The following is a 14,044-nucleotide window of genomic DNA, read 5'->3' as shown; positions in this document are numbered from 1 at the left end:
CGGCGGCCCCCCCCCGCACTCTGTGCTATGTGGCCGGAAAACCATGCGGTTTACCGCGTAATAATGGTCCGGCTAAAAACCTTCAGAACTGAATGGATAGAACATCATGAATTTACACGAATATCAGGCAAAACAGCTGTTTGCTCGGTATGGCATGCCGGCACCGACCGGTTACGCCTGTACCACTCCGCGTGAAGCAGAAGAAGCCGCATCCAAAATCGGCTCCGGCCCGTGGGTGGTGAAATGTCAGGTTCATGCTGGCGGCCGCGGTAAAGCGGGCGGCGTTAAAGTCGTCAACAGCAAAGAAGATATCCGTGCTTTCGCGGAAGCCTGGTTGGGCAAGCGTCTGGTGACTTACCAGACTGACGCGCTGGGCCAGCCGGTTAACCAGATCCTGGTTGAAGCGGCGACCGACATCGATAAAGAACTGTACCTGGGCGCCGTCGTAGACCGCGCGACCCGTCGCATCGTATTCATGGCGTCTACCGAAGGCGGCGTGGAAATCGAGAAAGTGGCGGAAGAAACCCCGGAACTGATCCACAAAATGACCATCGATCCGCTGGCGGGTCCACAGCCTTATCAGGGCCGTGAGCTGGCCTTCAAACTGGGCCTGACCGGCAAGCAAGTCAGCCAGTTCGCCAAGATTTTCATGGGCCTGGCGACGCTGTTCCTGGAGCGTGACCTGGCGATGGTTGAGATCAACCCGCTGGTGATCACCAAGCAGGGCGATCTGGTGTGCCTGGACGGCAAACTGGGCGCCGACGGCAACGCCCTGTTCCGTCAGCCTGAACTGCGTGAAATGCGTGACCCTTCCCAGGAAGACGAGCGTGAATCCCGTGCGGCTCAGTGGGAGCTGAACTACGTTGCCCTCGACGGCAACATCGGCTGCATGGTGAACGGCGCCGGTCTGGCGATGGGCACCATGGACATCGTTAAACTGCACGGCGGCGAACCGGCCAACTTCCTGGACGTTGGCGGCGGCGCGACCAAAGAGCGCGTGACCGAAGCGTTCAAAATCATCCTGTCCGACGACAAGGTGAAAGCGGTTCTGGTTAACATCTTCGGTGGTATCGTACGTTGCGATCTGATCGCTGACGGCATCATCGGCGCAGTGGCTGAAGTGGGCGTTAACGTCCCGGTCGTGGTGCGCCTGGAAGGGAACAACGCCGAACTGGGCGCCAAGAAACTGGCGGACAGCGGCCTGAATATCATTGCTGCGACCAGCCTGACTGATGCGGCTCAGCAAGTTGTTGCAGCAGTGGAGGGTAAATAATGTCCATCTTAATCGATAAAAACACCAAAGTAATTTGCCAGGGCTTCACCGGTAGCCAGGGGACTTTCCACTCCGAACAAGCTATCGCTTACGGCACCAAAATGGTTGGCGGCGTCACCCCAGGCAAAGGCGGCACTCAGCACCTGGGTCTGCCGGTGTTCAACACCGTGCGCGAAGCGGTTGAAGCGACCGGCGCGACGGCCTCCGTCATCTACGTTCCAGCGCCGTTCTGTAAAGACTCCATTCTGGAAGCGATCGATGCCGGCATCAAACTGATCATCACCATCACCGAAGGCATCCCGACCCTGGACATGCTGACCGTGAAAGTGAAGCTGGACGAAGCCGGCGTGCGCATGATCGGGCCGAACTGCCCTGGCGTGATCACCCCGGGCGAGTGTAAAATCGGCATCATGCCTGGCCACATCCATCTGCCGGGCAAAGTGGGTATCGTTTCCCGCTCCGGCACCCTGACCTATGAAGCGGTGAAACAAACCACCGATGCCGGTCTGGGCCAGTCCACCTGTGTGGGCATCGGCGGCGACCCGATCCCGGGCTCCAACTTCATCGATATCCTGAAGATGTTCCAACAGGATCCGCAGACCGAAGCGATCGTGATGATCGGTGAGATCGGCGGCAGCGCTGAAGAAGAAGCGGCGGCTTACATCAAAGAACACGTCACCAAACCGGTTGTCGGCTACATCGCCGGCGTGACCGCGCCGAAAGGCAAGCGTATGGGCCACGCAGGCGCCATCATCGCCGGCGGCAAAGGCACGGCGGACGAGAAGTTTGCTGCGCTGGAAGCGGCGGGCGTGAAAACCGTTCGCAGCCTGGCGGACATCGGCGATGCGGTAAAAGCGGTGCTGAAGCGCTAAGAACCTAGTACGAAATAACAATATCTCGACATGTTTGGCCACCCATTGGGTGGCCTTTTTTATGGGCGAAACTCAGAAAACGTTGAGCGCCTTGATCAGCGCGATCCGATCCTGCAGGCGGCGCTGCTGCACCGGATCCGCGGCGGCTTGCCGCTGCTGCTCCAGCGAGGCGAGGGCGGCGCGGTAATCGTCGGCGTTGCGGAACAGCGCGTCTTTGACGTTGATCGACGCGACGTTGGTGTAGCGGCCATCGTCGGTGGTCGGCACCTGGATAACGCCTTCATTCAGCAGCCGTTTAACGATCGCCCGCTGCGGTTCGTATCCCTCTATGCCGATCAGTTTCCAGCGCTGCGGCGGCACGCCCTGGTATTGGCCGTGTTTCACTTCCGTCAGGTAGCGCAGGGCCAGGTGGCGAATGGTGCCTTCTTCTTCACCGTACTGCGCTTTGCTGTCGAACAGCACCGGGAAGGATTGCCCTTCCAGCGCGCCGCCCTTTTGCGTCAGGTGGCCCATGCGGTAACTGTTCATGCCCAGACGGATCGGCATATCGTCCGTGACCGGCGTGCCGTCCGCCAGGCGCAGATCGACGATGCGCGAACCGGCGGGTTGGCGCAGATCAATGGTGTAAGTGACGCCATCGAAGAAATCGTTGGTGGAATATTTGGACGAACGCCGCGCCGGGTTAAAGCTGTAGGTGACGTCGCCCGGCTGCAGCTGATTGAAGTAGCCGGCGGACCACTCCATGTAGCGTTTAAGCGCTTTACCGTTAAGCTGATAAACGGTGATCTCGCCGCCGGCGTATTGGTAGTTAAAGGCGATATCCTTGGCCTTGATGTCGCCGACGTCCAGTTTGGCGCGATCGTTGTCGATCTGCAGGGCGATCACCTGCGCCAGCGGTGCGTAGTGACGGGCGGCCTGCTGGAACAGCGCGCTGATGCCGGTATCCTGCACGTGTACCTGAGGAATGCCGCGGAACTCGTCGGCAGGCACCAGATCGCTGCCGCTCAGCTTCGCCACCACCCGGTTGGCGTTGGCGCGCAAAATGTCATGATACGGCTGGTAGAGAGCCTGCATGGCGCTGTCGGGCGTTAGCCCTTTGATCGGGTAGGTGTAGCTGTTTTTATCGATCAGCGTGAATTTGCCGTCGCGGCGTTCAAATTGCAGATCGATGCGTGACAGCGCGCGGCCGTATTTGTCCGGTTCGGTGATGATGACGCCGTTGACCACCGCCTTGTCGATCTTCACATGCATGTGGCCGGCGACGATCGCCGCCAGTTCCGGGTTGGCGTTGGCAATGTCGGCCACGCCGGTGCCCGGGCGCTGGTTCTCGTTGTCGATGCCCATATGCGCCACCAGTACGATGGCGTCGACCTGGCCGTCGATTTGTTTGATGACCTGTTTCACCGCCTGCACCGGATCGGTGAAGTTCAGCCCTTTGATGCGATCGGTGCCCTTGGCGAATTCAGCGGTCATCGGCGTGTCCATGCCGATAATGCCGATCTTCACGCCCTGACGTTCGAGGATGGTGTAGGCCGGCAGATAAGGCTTGCCGTTGTCCCAGACGATGTTGCCCGCCAGCGCCGCGCCCTTGAACTGCTTGAGCGGGGTAGCCAGCACCGGCAGGCCGAAGTCGAACTCGTGATTGCCCATCACCCAGACGTCGTAATTGAGCGCATTGAGGCCCAGCATCATCGGGCTGACGGCCTCATGCTTGAAGGTTTCAACGAAGTTGCCCTGAATAGTGTCGCCGGCGTCCACCAGGATCAGGTTAGGCTGCTCGGCGCGCACCTTTTTGACCTGAGTGGCTATCTGGCTCAGGCTGCCCGCCAGGTTTTCCGTGTCGCTGGCGTAGTCCCAGGGCACGAAGGTGCCGTGCAGATCGGAGGTGCCCAGCAGGGTGATGTTTACCGTTTCGGCGGCCATGGCGTTTCCCGAGAGTCCCAAGACAGAGGCAAAGATGATTTTTTTCATAACTTATTGTCACTCAATGGAATTTTAACATAAGTGGTCATTTTGCTACAAAATCGCAACCTTTACGATCCCATCGCGAGAAATAGACTAATATTGGAGAGAGATTTGTTGTTTTGTGACTGCAATCACTGTCACGGCTTAATGGAAATAAAAGGTTAATTATGTCGCAGAATAAGCGCGTAATAATACAATGGCGGCTCTTTTAAATTACATTTATTTAACACAAAAATATCATTAAAAAACAATTAAACCATTGCGCAACATGCCCTCAAGAAAAATAGGCGAAATGTGCTGATGAATATGGAAATAATATGCGGATAGGCTTAAATTGTCTCAGATCAAATTAGCCCGAAGTACCTCTTTCGGCTAAGATTTGACCTGTAACCAAAAGTCCAACCCACGTCACGTAAAAACCTATTTATTGTGTGGGATTGGGCGAGTATCATCCATGTTGTGATTATGGATGGTTGATCTTGTTGCATTTGTTACCCGTTGTCGGTTTTCAGTGGCGTGCTTGTCGGCGGCCCGAGGGGCTATTGGCCGAGTGTGCGGTTGAAAGCGGAGAAGCTGGATCAAATTTGTTGTGTTTAAGGGCATTCACTGCGGGGCGTTACTGGCGGCTTTGAAAGAAGTATGCCGATAACCGCGTGTCGGAGTCTTCCTGCGAGGAGCAAGGAGTCAAGATGTTTGATATTGTCGAACTGTCGCGCTTACAGTTTGCTTTAACGGCGATGTACCATTTCTTATTTGTCCCATTAACGCTCGGTATGGCGTTCTTGCTGGCAATTATGGAAACGGTATATGTCCTGTCTGGCAAACAAATCTATAAAGACATGACCAAATTCTGGGGAAAGTTATTTGCGATTAACTTTGCTCTGGGTGTGGCCACCGGTTTGACCATGGAGTTCCAGTTCGGGACCAACTGGTCGTATTTCTCTCACTACGTCGGCGATATCTTCGGGGCCCCACTGGCCATCGAAGGTCTGATGGCGTTCTTCCTTGAATCGACGCTGGTCGGCCTGTTCTTCTTCGGCTGGGATCGTCTGAGCAAGGTGCAGCACATGGCGGTAACCTGGTTCGTGGCCCTCGGCTCAAACCTGTCCGCGCTGTGGATCCTGGTCGCCAACGGCTGGATGCAGAACCCGATCGCGTCGGATTTCAACTTCGAAACCATGCGCATGGAGATGGTCAGCTTCTCCGAGCTGGTGCTTAACCCGGTTGCGCAGGTGAAATTCGTTCACACCGTGGCTGCAGGCTACACCACCGGCGCCATGTTCGTGCTGGGCATCAGCGCTTATTACCTGCTGAAGGGCCGCGACATCGCTTTCGCCAAACGCTCCTTCGCCATCGCCGCCAGCTTCGGCATGGCTGCGGTGCTGTCGGTGATCGTGCTGGGTGACGAATCCGGTTACGAAATGGGCGACGTACAGAAAACCAAACTGGCCGCCATCGAAGCGGAGTGGGATACCCAGCCGGCACCGGCGTCCTTCACCCTGTTCGGCATTCCCGATCAGGACAAGATGGAAAACTCCTTCTCTATTCAGATCCCGTATGCGCTTGGCCTGATCGCCACGCGTTCCACCGACACGCAGGTCACTGGCCTGAAAGATTTGCTGGCGCAACATGAAGTGCGCATCCGCAACGGCATGAAAGCCTACCAGCTGCTGGAAGAGCTGCGCGGCGGCAATACCGATCCTGCGGTGCGTGCGGAATTCAACAAAACCAAGCAAGACCTGGGCTACGGCATGCTGCTGAAGCGTTATACCCCGAACGTCAGCGACGCGACGGAAGCGCAGATCCAGCAGGCGACCAAGGACTCCATTCCACGCGTGGCGCCGCTGTACTTCGCCTTCCGCATCATGGTGGCCTGTGGCGTGCTGATGCTGCTGATTATCGGCCTGTCCTTCCTGAGCGTGGTGCGCGGCCGCATCGGCCAGAAGAAATGGCTGTTGCGTGCGGCGCTGTATGGCCTGCCGCTGCCGTGGATCGCGGTAGAAGCCGGCTGGTTCGTGGCGGAATACGGCCGTCAACCGTGGGCGATTGGTGAGGTGCTGCCGACCGCAGTCGCCAACTCTTCGCTGACCGCGGGCGACATTCTGTTCTCGATGGGGCTGATTTGCGGCTTGTACACCCTGTTCCTGGTGGCTGAAATGTACCTGATGTTCAAGTTTGCGCGTCTGGGTCCAAGCAGCCTGAAAACCGGCCGCTACCACTTTGAACAACCGACTGCCGCCGTGCAGGAAGCGCGCTAAACAGGAGTCCACGTATGTTTGACTATGAAGTACTGCGATTTATCTGGTGGGTGCTGGTTGGCGTACTGCTGATCGGCTTCGCCGTCACCGACGGTTTCGACATGGGCGTCGGCATCCTGGTGCGCATCATCGGTAAAACCGATACCGAGCGCCGGGTGATGATCAACTCCATCGCCCCGCACTGGGACGGTAACCAGGTGTGGCTGATCACCGCCGGCGGCGCGCTGTTCGCCGCCTGGCCGATGGTCTACGCAGCGGCCTTCTCGGGCTTCTACGTCGCCATGATCCTGGTGCTGGCGGCCTTGTTCTTCCGCCCAGTCGGTTTTGACTACCGTTCCAAGCTGGAGAGCAGCCGCTGGCGCAACATGTGGGACTGGGGCATCTTCATCGGTTCCTTCGTGCCTGCGTTGGTATTCGGCGTGGCGTTCGGCAACCTGCTGCAGGGCGTGCCGTTCCATGTGGACGAATACCTGCGTCTGTTCTACACCGGCAACTTCTTCCAACTGCTGAATCCGTTCGGTCTGTTGGCAGGCGTGGTCAGTCTGACCATGCTGGTCACTCAGGGCGCGACCTACCTGCAGATGCGCACCACCGGCGAGATCCACCTGCGGTCACGCGCCGCAGCGCAGATCGCGACGCTGATCATGGCGGTATGCTTCCTGCTGGCGGGTGTGTGGCTGGTGAAAGGCATCGACGGCTACGTGATCACTTCGGCGCTGGACACCATGGCGGAATCCAACCCGCTGCGTAAAGAAGTGGCGCATCAGGCCGGCGCATGGCTGATCAACTTCAACAAGTATCCGCTGCTGTGGGCCTTGCCTGCACTGGGCGTGGTGCTGCCGTTGTTCACCATCCTGTTCTCGCGTCTGGAGAAAGGCGCGCTGGCGTTCGTCACTTCGTCGCTGACCATCGCCTGCGTCATCCTCACCGCCGGGGTCACCATGTTCCCGTTCGTGATGCCGTCCAGCACCGTGCCTAACGTCAGCCTGACCATGTGGGACGCGACGTCGAGCCTCTTGACGCTGAAAGTGATGACCGTCGTGGCGGCGATCTTCGTGCCTATCGTTTTGGCGTACACCAGCTGGTCGTACTACAAAATGTTCGGTCGTCTCGACAAGAACTACATCGAAAACAACAAGCATTCGCTGTACTAAGGATAAGGAGCTAAACCATGTGGTATTTTGCCTGGATTCTCGGAACGCTTCTTGCCTGCGCCTTCGGCATCATCACGGCGCTGGCGCTTGAGCAGAGCGAAGCGACCAAAGCTCAGCAAGACGGTAAGTAATGAGCTCGTCCGTGATTGACAAGCTGTACGCTGTCACCGACAAGGGCCCGGTTCGGGCCCTTTCCCTGGTGCTGGCGTTGATTTTGGCGGGGTGCGTGTTCTGGGATCCGACGCGTTTCGCCGCCAAAACCAGCTCGCTGGAGATTTGGGAAGGGCTGTTGCTGATTTGGGCCGTATGTGCCGGAGTGATCCACGGTTTCGGATTCCGCCCGCAGCGCAGCGTCTGGCGCGCTTTTTTCGCGCCGCTTCCTGCAATTGTGATCTTGTGCGCAGGATTACTTTACGTTTCTTTATAATCTCCCTGATGTCCCCACGTTATGGGCCCTCACGGCCCATAATTATTTTCATTCCCATCTTGTAACCCATTCCCAACCCGATCCGTCTTGCGTATAGTAGCAGCGTTAAATTGCATTGCTGGGAAGTAGAGTGAGTAATACGTTGTTTCGATGGCCGGTTCGCGTTTACTACGAGGATACCGATGCCAGTGGTGTGGTCTATCACGCCCGCTACGTCGCCTTTTTTGAAAGAGCGCGCACAGAGATGCTGCGTCAGCACAACTTTCATCAACAGCAGCTGCTCAGTGAACAAGTCGCTTTTGTCGTCCGGCGCATGACGGTGGATTATCTGGCTCCGGCTCGTCTCGACGAGCAACTGGAGGTCCAGAGTGAAATCACCTCTCTGCGCGGGGCTTCTCTCACGTTTGCTCAACGCATTGTCAATTCTGACGGGGCCCTACTGAGCCAGGCAGATGTCCTGATTGCCTGTATTGATCCACACCAAATGAAGCCAAGAGCGCTTCCTAAGTCTATTGTCGCGGAGTTTAAGCAGTGACTGACATGAACATCCTAGATTTATTCTTGAAGGCGAGCCTGCTGGTTAAGCTTATCATGTTGATTTTGATATGCTTCTCGGTAGCCTCTTGGGCGATCATCATTCAGCGCACCCGCATCCTCAATGCGGCGACGCGTGACGCCGAAGCCTTTGAAGACAAATTCTGGTCCGGTATCGAGCTTTCCCGTCTGTACCAGGAAAGTCAGGCGCGTCGCGATAGCCTGACCGGTTCCGAGCAGATCTTCCATTCCGGGTTCAAAGAGTTCGCCCGTCTGCACCGCGCCAACAATCATGCGCCGGAGTCGGTGATCGAAGGGGCGTCGCGCGCGATGCGCATTTCGATGAACCGCGAGCTGGAAACGCTGGAAACCCATATTCCGTTCCTCGGCACCGTCGGTTCTATCAGCCCGTACATCGGCCTGTTCGGCACCGTGTGGGGGATCATGCACGCCTTTATCGCGCTGGGCGCGGTGAAGCAAGCCACGCTGCAGATGGTGGCGCCGGGTATCGCCGAAGCGCTGATCGCCACCGCGATCGGTCTGTTCGCCGCCATCCCGGCGGTAATGGCCTACAACCGTCTCAACCAGCGCGTCAACAAGCTTGAGCAGAATTACGACAACTTTATGGAAGAGTTCACCGCTATTCTGCATCGTCAGGCCTTCTCCAGCGACAGCAAATAAGTAGGAGGTAGCATGGCGAGAGTACGTGGACGTAGTCGGCGTGAGCTGAAGTCCGAAATTAACATCGTTCCGCTGCTCGACGTGTTGCTGGTGCTGCTGCTGATTTTTATGGCAACCGCGCCAATCATCACGCAGAGCGTGGAGGTTGACCTGCCGGACGCCACCGATTCCAAGACGGTGTCCAGCGATGACAATCCGCCGGTGATCCTCGAGGTTTCCGGCGTAGGTCAATACACCCTGGTGGTGGATCACAACCGTATGGAGCTGCTGCCGCCTGAGCAAGTCGCGGCCGAAGCCAAGTCGCGTTTGGCGGCTAACCCGAAAACGGTCTTTTTGATCGGCGGTGCGAAGGAAGTCCCTTACGATGAGATTATCAAGGCATTGAATATTCTCCATCAGGCGGGCGTGGCTTCCGTGGGGCTGATGACCCAGCCGATCTGACCGTAAGGCCAACGGCAACCCGGTTCCTGCGCTGCGGCCCAGGAACCCCGTATAAGCAACACCAGTTTTTGGGAATCTATTTTGGTAAAGGCAACTGAGCAAAACGATAAGCTGAACCGCGCCGTTATTGTTTCGGTCGTTCTGCACTTCATACTGATTGCCCTGCTGATTTGGGGATCGCTGCAGGAAAAGGTCGACATGGGCGCCGGCGGCGGCGGTGATGGCACCGTGGTGGGCGCGGTGATGGTCGATCCCGGCGCGGTGGTGGAGCAGTACAACCGCCAGCAGCAGCAGAGCAACGATGCGCAGCGTGCCGAAAAGCAGCGCCAGAAAAAAGCGGAGCAACAGGCCGAAGAGCTTCAGCAGAAGCAGGCGGAGCAGCAGCAGCGCCTGAAAGAGCTGGAGAAAGAGCGTTTGGCGGCGCAGGAGAAAGCCGCGCAGGACGCCAAGGCGCAGGCTGAGCAACAGCAGAAGGCGGCGGAGCAGCAAAAACAGGCCGCCGAGCAGCAAAAAGCGGCGGAAGCCGCCGCAGCCAAGGCCAAAGAACAACAGAAGGTCGCCGAAGCCGCTGCCGCCAAGGCGAAGGCCGAAGCGGACAAGGTCGCCAAGGCGCAGGCGGAAGCCCAGAAGAAAGCCGAAGCGGAAGCCAAGAAAGAAGCGGCCGCCGCCGCCGCCGCCAAGAAACAGGCGGAAGAGGCGAAGAAAGCCGCCGCCGCCGCGGCAGAAAAGAAAGCCGCAGAGGCCGCGGAGAAGAAAGCGGCCGCTGAAGCTGAGAAAAAAGCCGCAGCGGAAGCCGAGAAGAAGGCTGCCGCCGAGGCAGAGAAGAAAGCGGCCGCCGCTGAGAAAGCTGCGGCAGCCAAGAAAGCCGCTGCAGAGAAGAAAAAAGCCGCCGCCGAGGCTGCGAAGCAGTCGGCGGAAGTTGATGACCTGTTTGGCGGCCTGGCGGATGGCAAGAACGCGCCGAAAGGCGGCGGTGCCAAATCGAAGGGCGACGGTAAACCGGCCGGGCAGGGCAATGCCAAAACGGCTGGCGCCAGCGGGGCGGATATCAGCGGTTATATGGGGCAGATCCAAGGGGCGATTCAGAGCAAATTCTATGACGCCAGTTCGTTCGCCGGCAAAACCTGCGACCTGCGTATCAAGCTGGCGCCGGACGGCCTGCTGATAAGTGTACAAGCGGCGGGCGGCGATCCTGCTTTGTGTCAGGCCGCGGTCTCTGCCGCCAAGTTGGCGCATATACCGAAGCCGCCGAGCGATGCCGTTTATCAGCACTTTAAGAATTCTATCCTTGAATTCAAACCGCAATAACGGTTGATTGAGTGAGTAATATCACAGGGATGTACTAAGGTAACCAACAGGGATTATGTAGTTTTGCGTAAGTTGGTTTGTTAAAATTCTGCTAATTTATCGCAGGCATCCCGCCTGGATAAGGGAGATGAGATGAAGCAGGCATTTCGAGTAGCGCTAGGTTTTTTAATTCTGTGGGCGTCCGTGCTGCACGCGGAAGTTCGCATTGAAATCACCCAAGGGGTCGACTCCGCTCGCCCGATTGGCGTGGTGCCGTTTAAATGGGCGGGCCCAGGCACGCCGCCGGAAGATATCGGCAAGATTGTCGGCGCGGATCTGCGCAACAGCGGCAAATTCAACCCGATCGACGTGGCGCGCATGCCGCAGCAACCGACCTCCGCGTCTGAAGTGACGCCGGCGGCCTGGACTGCATTGGGCATCGACGCCGTGGTGGTCGGCCAGGTTCAACCTGGCGCCGACGGCAGCTACCTGATTTCCTACCAACTGGTGGACACCTCGGGTTCGCCGGGCACCGTCTTGGCGCAGAACCAGTATAAAGTGACCAAACAGTGGTTGCGTTATTCTGCCCATACAGCCAGCGACGAAGTGTTCGAGAAGCTGACCGGCATCAAGGGCGCGTTCCGCACCCGTATCGCCTACGTGGTGCAGACCAACGGCGGGAAATTCCCGTACGAGCTGCGCGTAGCGGATTACGACGGTTACAACCAGTTCACGGTGCACCGTTCGCCTGAGCCGCTGATGTCGCCGGCCTGGTCGCCGGACGGCAGCAAACTGGCTTACGTGACCTTCGAGAGCGGCCGCTCTGCGCTGGTGGTGCAGACCCTGGCTAACGGCGCTATCCGCCAGATCGCCTCGTTCCCGCGCCACAACGGTGCGCCGGCGTTCTCGCCGGACGGCAGCAAGCTGGCCTTCGCGCTGTCCAAGAGCGGCAGCCTGAACCTGTACGTGATGAACCTCGGCTCCGGCCAGATCACGCAGCTGACCGATGGCCGTAACAACAACACCGAACCGACCTGGTTCCCGGATGGCCAGTCGCTGGCGTTTACCTCCGACCAGGGCGGGCGTCCGCAGATTTATAAAATCAGCGCCAGCGGCGGTGCCGCGCAGCGTCTGACGTGGGAAGGCTCTCAGAACCAGGATTCTGAAGTCAGCTCCGACGGTAAATTCCTGGTGATGGTGAGCACCAACAGTGGTGCACAACACATCGCCAAACAAGATCTTGGATCGGGCGCCGTTCAGGTTTTGACCGGCACCTTCCTGGATGAAACGCCTAGTATTGCGCCAAACGGCACCATGGTGATCTATAGCTCCACGCAAGGTATGGGCTCCGTGCTGCAGTTGGTGTCAACTGATGGGCGTTTCAAAGCGCGTCTTCCGGCAACTGATGGACAGGTCAAATTCCCTGCCTGGTCGCCGTATCTGTGATGCATGTGTAAATATGTATGGCAAACTATAAAAGGATCAAAGAAATGCAACTGAACAAAGTGCTGAAAGGGCTTCTGCTGGCACTGCCAGTTCTGGCTGTAGCAGCTTGTAGTTCTAACAAAAGCGCGAACAACGACCAATCTGGTATGGGCGCTGGCGCCGGCACTGGTATGGAAAACGGCAGCAGCAACCTGTCTTCCGAAGAACAAGCTCGTCTGCAGATGCAAGAACTGCAGAAGAACAACATCGTTTACTTCGGCCTGGACAAGTATGACGTAAGCTCCGAATTCGCTCAGATGCTGGACGCGCACGCTGCATTCCTGCGTAACAACCCGTCTTACAAAGTGACCGTTGAAGGCCACGCTGACGAACGCGGCACGCCGGAATACAACATCGCTCTGGGTGAGCGTCGTGCTAACGCCGTTAAAATGTACCTGCAAGGTAAAGGCGTTTCCGCTGACCAGATCTCTATCGTTTCTTACGGTAAAGAAAAACCAGCAGTACTGGGCCACGACGAAGCGGCTTATGCTAAAAACCGTCGTGCCGTTCTGGTTTACTAAGAGAATCGCATGAACAGTAACTTCAGACGTCACCTGTTGAGTCTGTCGTTACTGGTTGGCGTAGCGGCCCCTTGGGCCGCTACTGCCCAAGCGCCAATCAGTAATGTCGGCTCCGGCTCGGTCGAAGACCGTGTCACCTCGCTTGAGCGCATCAGCAATGCTCAAGGCCAGCTTTTAAACCAACTCCAGCAGCAACTCTCTGACAATCAACGCGACATTGATTCTCTCCGTGGGCAAATCCAGGAAAGCCAGTATCAGTTGAATCAGGTCGTTGAACGCCAGAAGCAAATCTATCAACAGATGGATAGCCTCAGCCAGGGCGGCGCTCAGAGCGCCTCTGCGGCAGCGGGCGCTGCCGGCGGGGCAGCCGCAGGCGCATCTTCCGATGCGGGCAGCAGCGCGCCTGCAGCCGCTTCTGCAACGCCGAGTGGCGGTGATGAGAACAGTGACTACAACGCCGCTGTTTCTCTGGCGCTGGAAAAAAAACAGTATGATCAGGCGATTTCCGCCTTTCAGTCCTTCGTAAAACAGTACCCGAAGTCTACTTACCAGCCCAACGCCAACTATTGGCTGGGTCAGTTGTTCTACAACAAGGGTAAAAAAGACGATGCGGCCTATTATTTTGCGGTGGTGGTGAAGAATTACGCTAAATCACCGAAGGCGCCGGACGCCATGTACAAGGTGGGTATCATCATGCAGGAAAAAGGGCAGGCTGATAAAGCCAAGGCCGTGTTCCAGCAGGTGATTAAACAATACCCAACCAGTGCGGCGGCCAAGCAGGCGAAAAGTCGCGTAGGCGGTTAACGGTTAGAAAAATGAGCCCAGAAGTTAGTCGATTTGACCGATTTCTGGGCTCATTCGCGTGAAGAACAAGCAGTTGAACGCATCAGTAAAAAATTTAGGTTGCGCTGCCAAGATAAATTAGTAATATATGCCGCCGTTGCCAAGACATCTTGCAAGATGTTAAAGCGGCAGGGAAATTGGGTCGTTAGCTCAGTTGGTAGAGCAGTTGACTTTTAATCAATTGGTCGCAGGTTCGAATCCTGCACGACCCACCAATTTCTGAAGTAGCAGTAACCACAACAGTGGGTGATTAGCTCAGTTGGTAGAGCATCTCCTTTACACGGAGGGGGTCGGCGGTTCGAG

General features: G+C 57.2%; 14 protein-coding genes and 1 tRNA gene. 14 read left to right on the top strand and 1 reads right to left on the bottom strand.

Features of this window, described 5'->3' with window-relative positions; genetic code table 11:
- The first annotated feature begins 106 nt into the window (after nucleotides 1-106).
- Both sucC and sucD read left to right on the top strand, forming a co-directional pair.
- The gene (gene sucC / locus MMS95_RS23655; RefSeq protein WP_015376978.1) at nucleotides 107-1,273 is read left to right on the top strand and encodes an ADP-forming succinate--CoA ligase subunit beta; all 1,167 of its coding nucleotides are present in this window, start codon (nucleotides 107-109) and stop codon (nucleotides 1,271-1,273) included.
- Nucleotides 1,273-2,145, top strand: coding sequence for a succinate--CoA ligase subunit alpha (sucD, locus tag MMS95_RS23650; protein ID WP_004939878.1), 873 nt, complete (start codon nucleotides 1,273-1,275; stop codon nucleotides 2,143-2,145). Before sucC ends, sucD begins: the two co-directional genes overlap by 1 nt.
- A 72-nt stretch (nucleotides 2,146-2,217) precedes the next feature.
- Here the strand turns inward: sucD and MMS95_RS23645 are convergent, their stop codons facing one another.
- Complete coding sequence (locus tag MMS95_RS23645; protein WP_060558796.1) at nucleotides 2,218-4,116, bottom strand: 5'-nucleotidase C-terminal domain-containing protein; 1,899 nt, start codon at nucleotides 4,114-4,116, stop codon at nucleotides 2,218-2,220.
- A gap of 683 nt (nucleotides 4,117-4,799) precedes the next feature.
- On the opposite strand from MMS95_RS23645, the gene cydA reads away from it, so the two are divergent.
- The 12 genes from cydA to MMS95_RS23585 all read left to right on the top strand — a co-directional run bounded on the left by cydA (nucleotide 4,800) and on the right by MMS95_RS23585 (nucleotide 13,956).
- Nucleotides 4,800-6,368, top strand: coding sequence for a cytochrome ubiquinol oxidase subunit I (gene cydA / locus MMS95_RS23640; protein WP_004939873.1), 1,569 nt, complete (start codon nucleotides 4,800-4,802; stop codon nucleotides 6,366-6,368).
- Between the two features lie 14 nt (nucleotides 6,369-6,382).
- Complete coding sequence (gene cydB / locus MMS95_RS23635) at nucleotides 6,383-7,522, top strand: cytochrome d ubiquinol oxidase subunit II (protein ID WP_015376980.1); 1,140 nt, start codon at nucleotides 6,383-6,385, stop codon at nucleotides 7,520-7,522.
- Between the two features lie 17 nt (nucleotides 7,523-7,539).
- Nucleotides 7,540-7,653 (top strand): cytochrome bd-I oxidase subunit CydX, encoded by a 114-nt coding sequence (gene cydX / locus MMS95_RS23630; RefSeq protein WP_004939868.1) that lies wholly within the window; start codon nucleotides 7,540-7,542, stop codon nucleotides 7,651-7,653.
- Nucleotides 7,653-7,949, top strand: a complete 297-nt coding sequence (gene ybgE / locus MMS95_RS23625; protein WP_004939866.1) for a cyd operon protein YbgE — start codon at nucleotides 7,653-7,655, stop codon at nucleotides 7,947-7,949. Before cydX ends, ybgE begins: the two co-directional genes overlap by 1 nt.
- Before the next feature lie 130 nt (nucleotides 7,950-8,079).
- Entirely contained in the window at nucleotides 8,080-8,484 is a 405-nt protein-coding gene (gene ybgC / locus MMS95_RS23620; protein ID WP_004939863.1) for a tol-pal system-associated acyl-CoA thioesterase, read from the top strand.
- The gene (gene tolQ, locus MMS95_RS23615) at nucleotides 8,481-9,164 is read left to right on the top strand and encodes a Tol-Pal system protein TolQ (protein WP_004939862.1); all 684 of its coding nucleotides are present in this window, start codon (nucleotides 8,481-8,483) and stop codon (nucleotides 9,162-9,164) included. Before ybgC ends, tolQ begins: the two co-directional genes overlap by 4 nt.
- 12 nt (nucleotides 9,165-9,176) lie before the next feature.
- Nucleotides 9,177-9,605 (top strand): colicin uptake protein TolR, encoded by a 429-nt coding sequence (tolR, locus tag MMS95_RS23610; RefSeq protein ID WP_004939859.1) that lies wholly within the window; start codon nucleotides 9,177-9,179, stop codon nucleotides 9,603-9,605.
- A gap of 81 nt (nucleotides 9,606-9,686) precedes the next feature.
- Nucleotides 9,687-10,913: a cell envelope integrity protein TolA gene (gene tolA / locus MMS95_RS23605; RefSeq protein ID WP_060558797.1), complete on the top strand. Its 1,227-nt coding sequence runs from the start codon at nucleotides 9,687-9,689 to the stop codon at nucleotides 10,911-10,913.
- Between the two features lie 132 nt (nucleotides 10,914-11,045).
- Nucleotides 11,046-12,338: a Tol-Pal system beta propeller repeat protein TolB gene (tolB, locus tag MMS95_RS23600; protein ID WP_004939856.1), complete on the top strand. Its 1,293-nt coding sequence runs from the start codon at nucleotides 11,046-11,048 to the stop codon at nucleotides 12,336-12,338.
- Nucleotides 12,339-12,382: 44 nt separating this feature from the next.
- A complete protein-coding gene (pal, locus tag MMS95_RS23595) occupies nucleotides 12,383-12,898 on the top strand; it encodes a peptidoglycan-associated lipoprotein Pal (RefSeq protein WP_004939853.1) in 516 nt (171 codons plus the stop codon).
- 9 nt (nucleotides 12,899-12,907) lie between these two features.
- Nucleotides 12,908-13,702 (top strand): cell division protein CpoB, encoded by a 795-nt coding sequence (cpoB, locus tag MMS95_RS23590; protein WP_004939852.1) that lies wholly within the window; start codon nucleotides 12,908-12,910, stop codon nucleotides 13,700-13,702.
- Between the two features lie 178 nt (nucleotides 13,703-13,880).
- Nucleotides 13,881-13,956, top strand: a tRNA-Lys gene (locus MMS95_RS23585).
- Nucleotides 13,957-14,044 lie beyond the last annotated feature (88 nt).

It is taken from the genome of Serratia sp. PGPR-27 (assembly GCF_022678525.1).
Taxonomy (GTDB): domain Bacteria; phylum Pseudomonadota; class Gammaproteobacteria; order Enterobacterales; family Enterobacteriaceae; genus Serratia; species Serratia nematodiphila.
The sequence above is the reverse complement of the archived record's forward strand: the minus strand, read 5'-3'. Positions and strand labels throughout refer to the sequence as shown.

Excerpts from the sequence above, each read along its gene's own strand:
- cydA (WP_004939873.1), top strand. The coding sequence starts at position 4,800 with ATGTTTGATATTGTCGAACTGTCGCGCTTACAGTTTGCTTTAACGGCG.
- tolR (WP_004939859.1), top strand. The coding sequence starts at position 9,177 with ATGGCGAGAGTACGTGGACGTAGTCGGCGTGAGCTGAAGTCCGAAATT.
- cpoB (WP_004939852.1), top strand. The coding sequence starts at position 12,908 with ATGAACAGTAACTTCAGACGTCACCTGTTGAGTCTGTCGTTACTGGTT.
- cydX (WP_004939868.1), top strand. The coding sequence starts at position 7,540 with ATGTGGTATTTTGCCTGGATTCTCGGAACGCTTCTTGCCTGCGCCTTC.
- sucD (WP_004939878.1), top strand. The coding sequence starts at position 1,273 with ATGTCCATCTTAATCGATAAAAACACCAAAGTAATTTGCCAGGGCTTC.
- ybgE (WP_004939866.1), top strand. The coding sequence starts at position 7,653 with ATGAGCTCGTCCGTGATTGACAAGCTGTACGCTGTCACCGACAAGGGC.
- sucC (WP_015376978.1), top strand. The coding sequence starts at position 107 with ATGAATTTACACGAATATCAGGCAAAACAGCTGTTTGCTCGGTATGGC.
- pal (WP_004939853.1), top strand. The coding sequence starts at position 12,383 with ATGCAACTGAACAAAGTGCTGAAAGGGCTTCTGCTGGCACTGCCAGTT.
- tolB (WP_004939856.1), top strand. The coding sequence starts at position 11,046 with ATGAAGCAGGCATTTCGAGTAGCGCTAGGTTTTTTAATTCTGTGGGCG.
- cydB (WP_015376980.1), top strand. The coding sequence starts at position 6,383 with ATGTTTGACTATGAAGTACTGCGATTTATCTGGTGGGTGCTGGTTGGC.
- MMS95_RS23645 (WP_060558796.1), bottom strand. The coding sequence starts at position 4,116 with ATGAAAAAAATCATCTTTGCCTCTGTCTTGGGACTCTCGGGAAACGCC.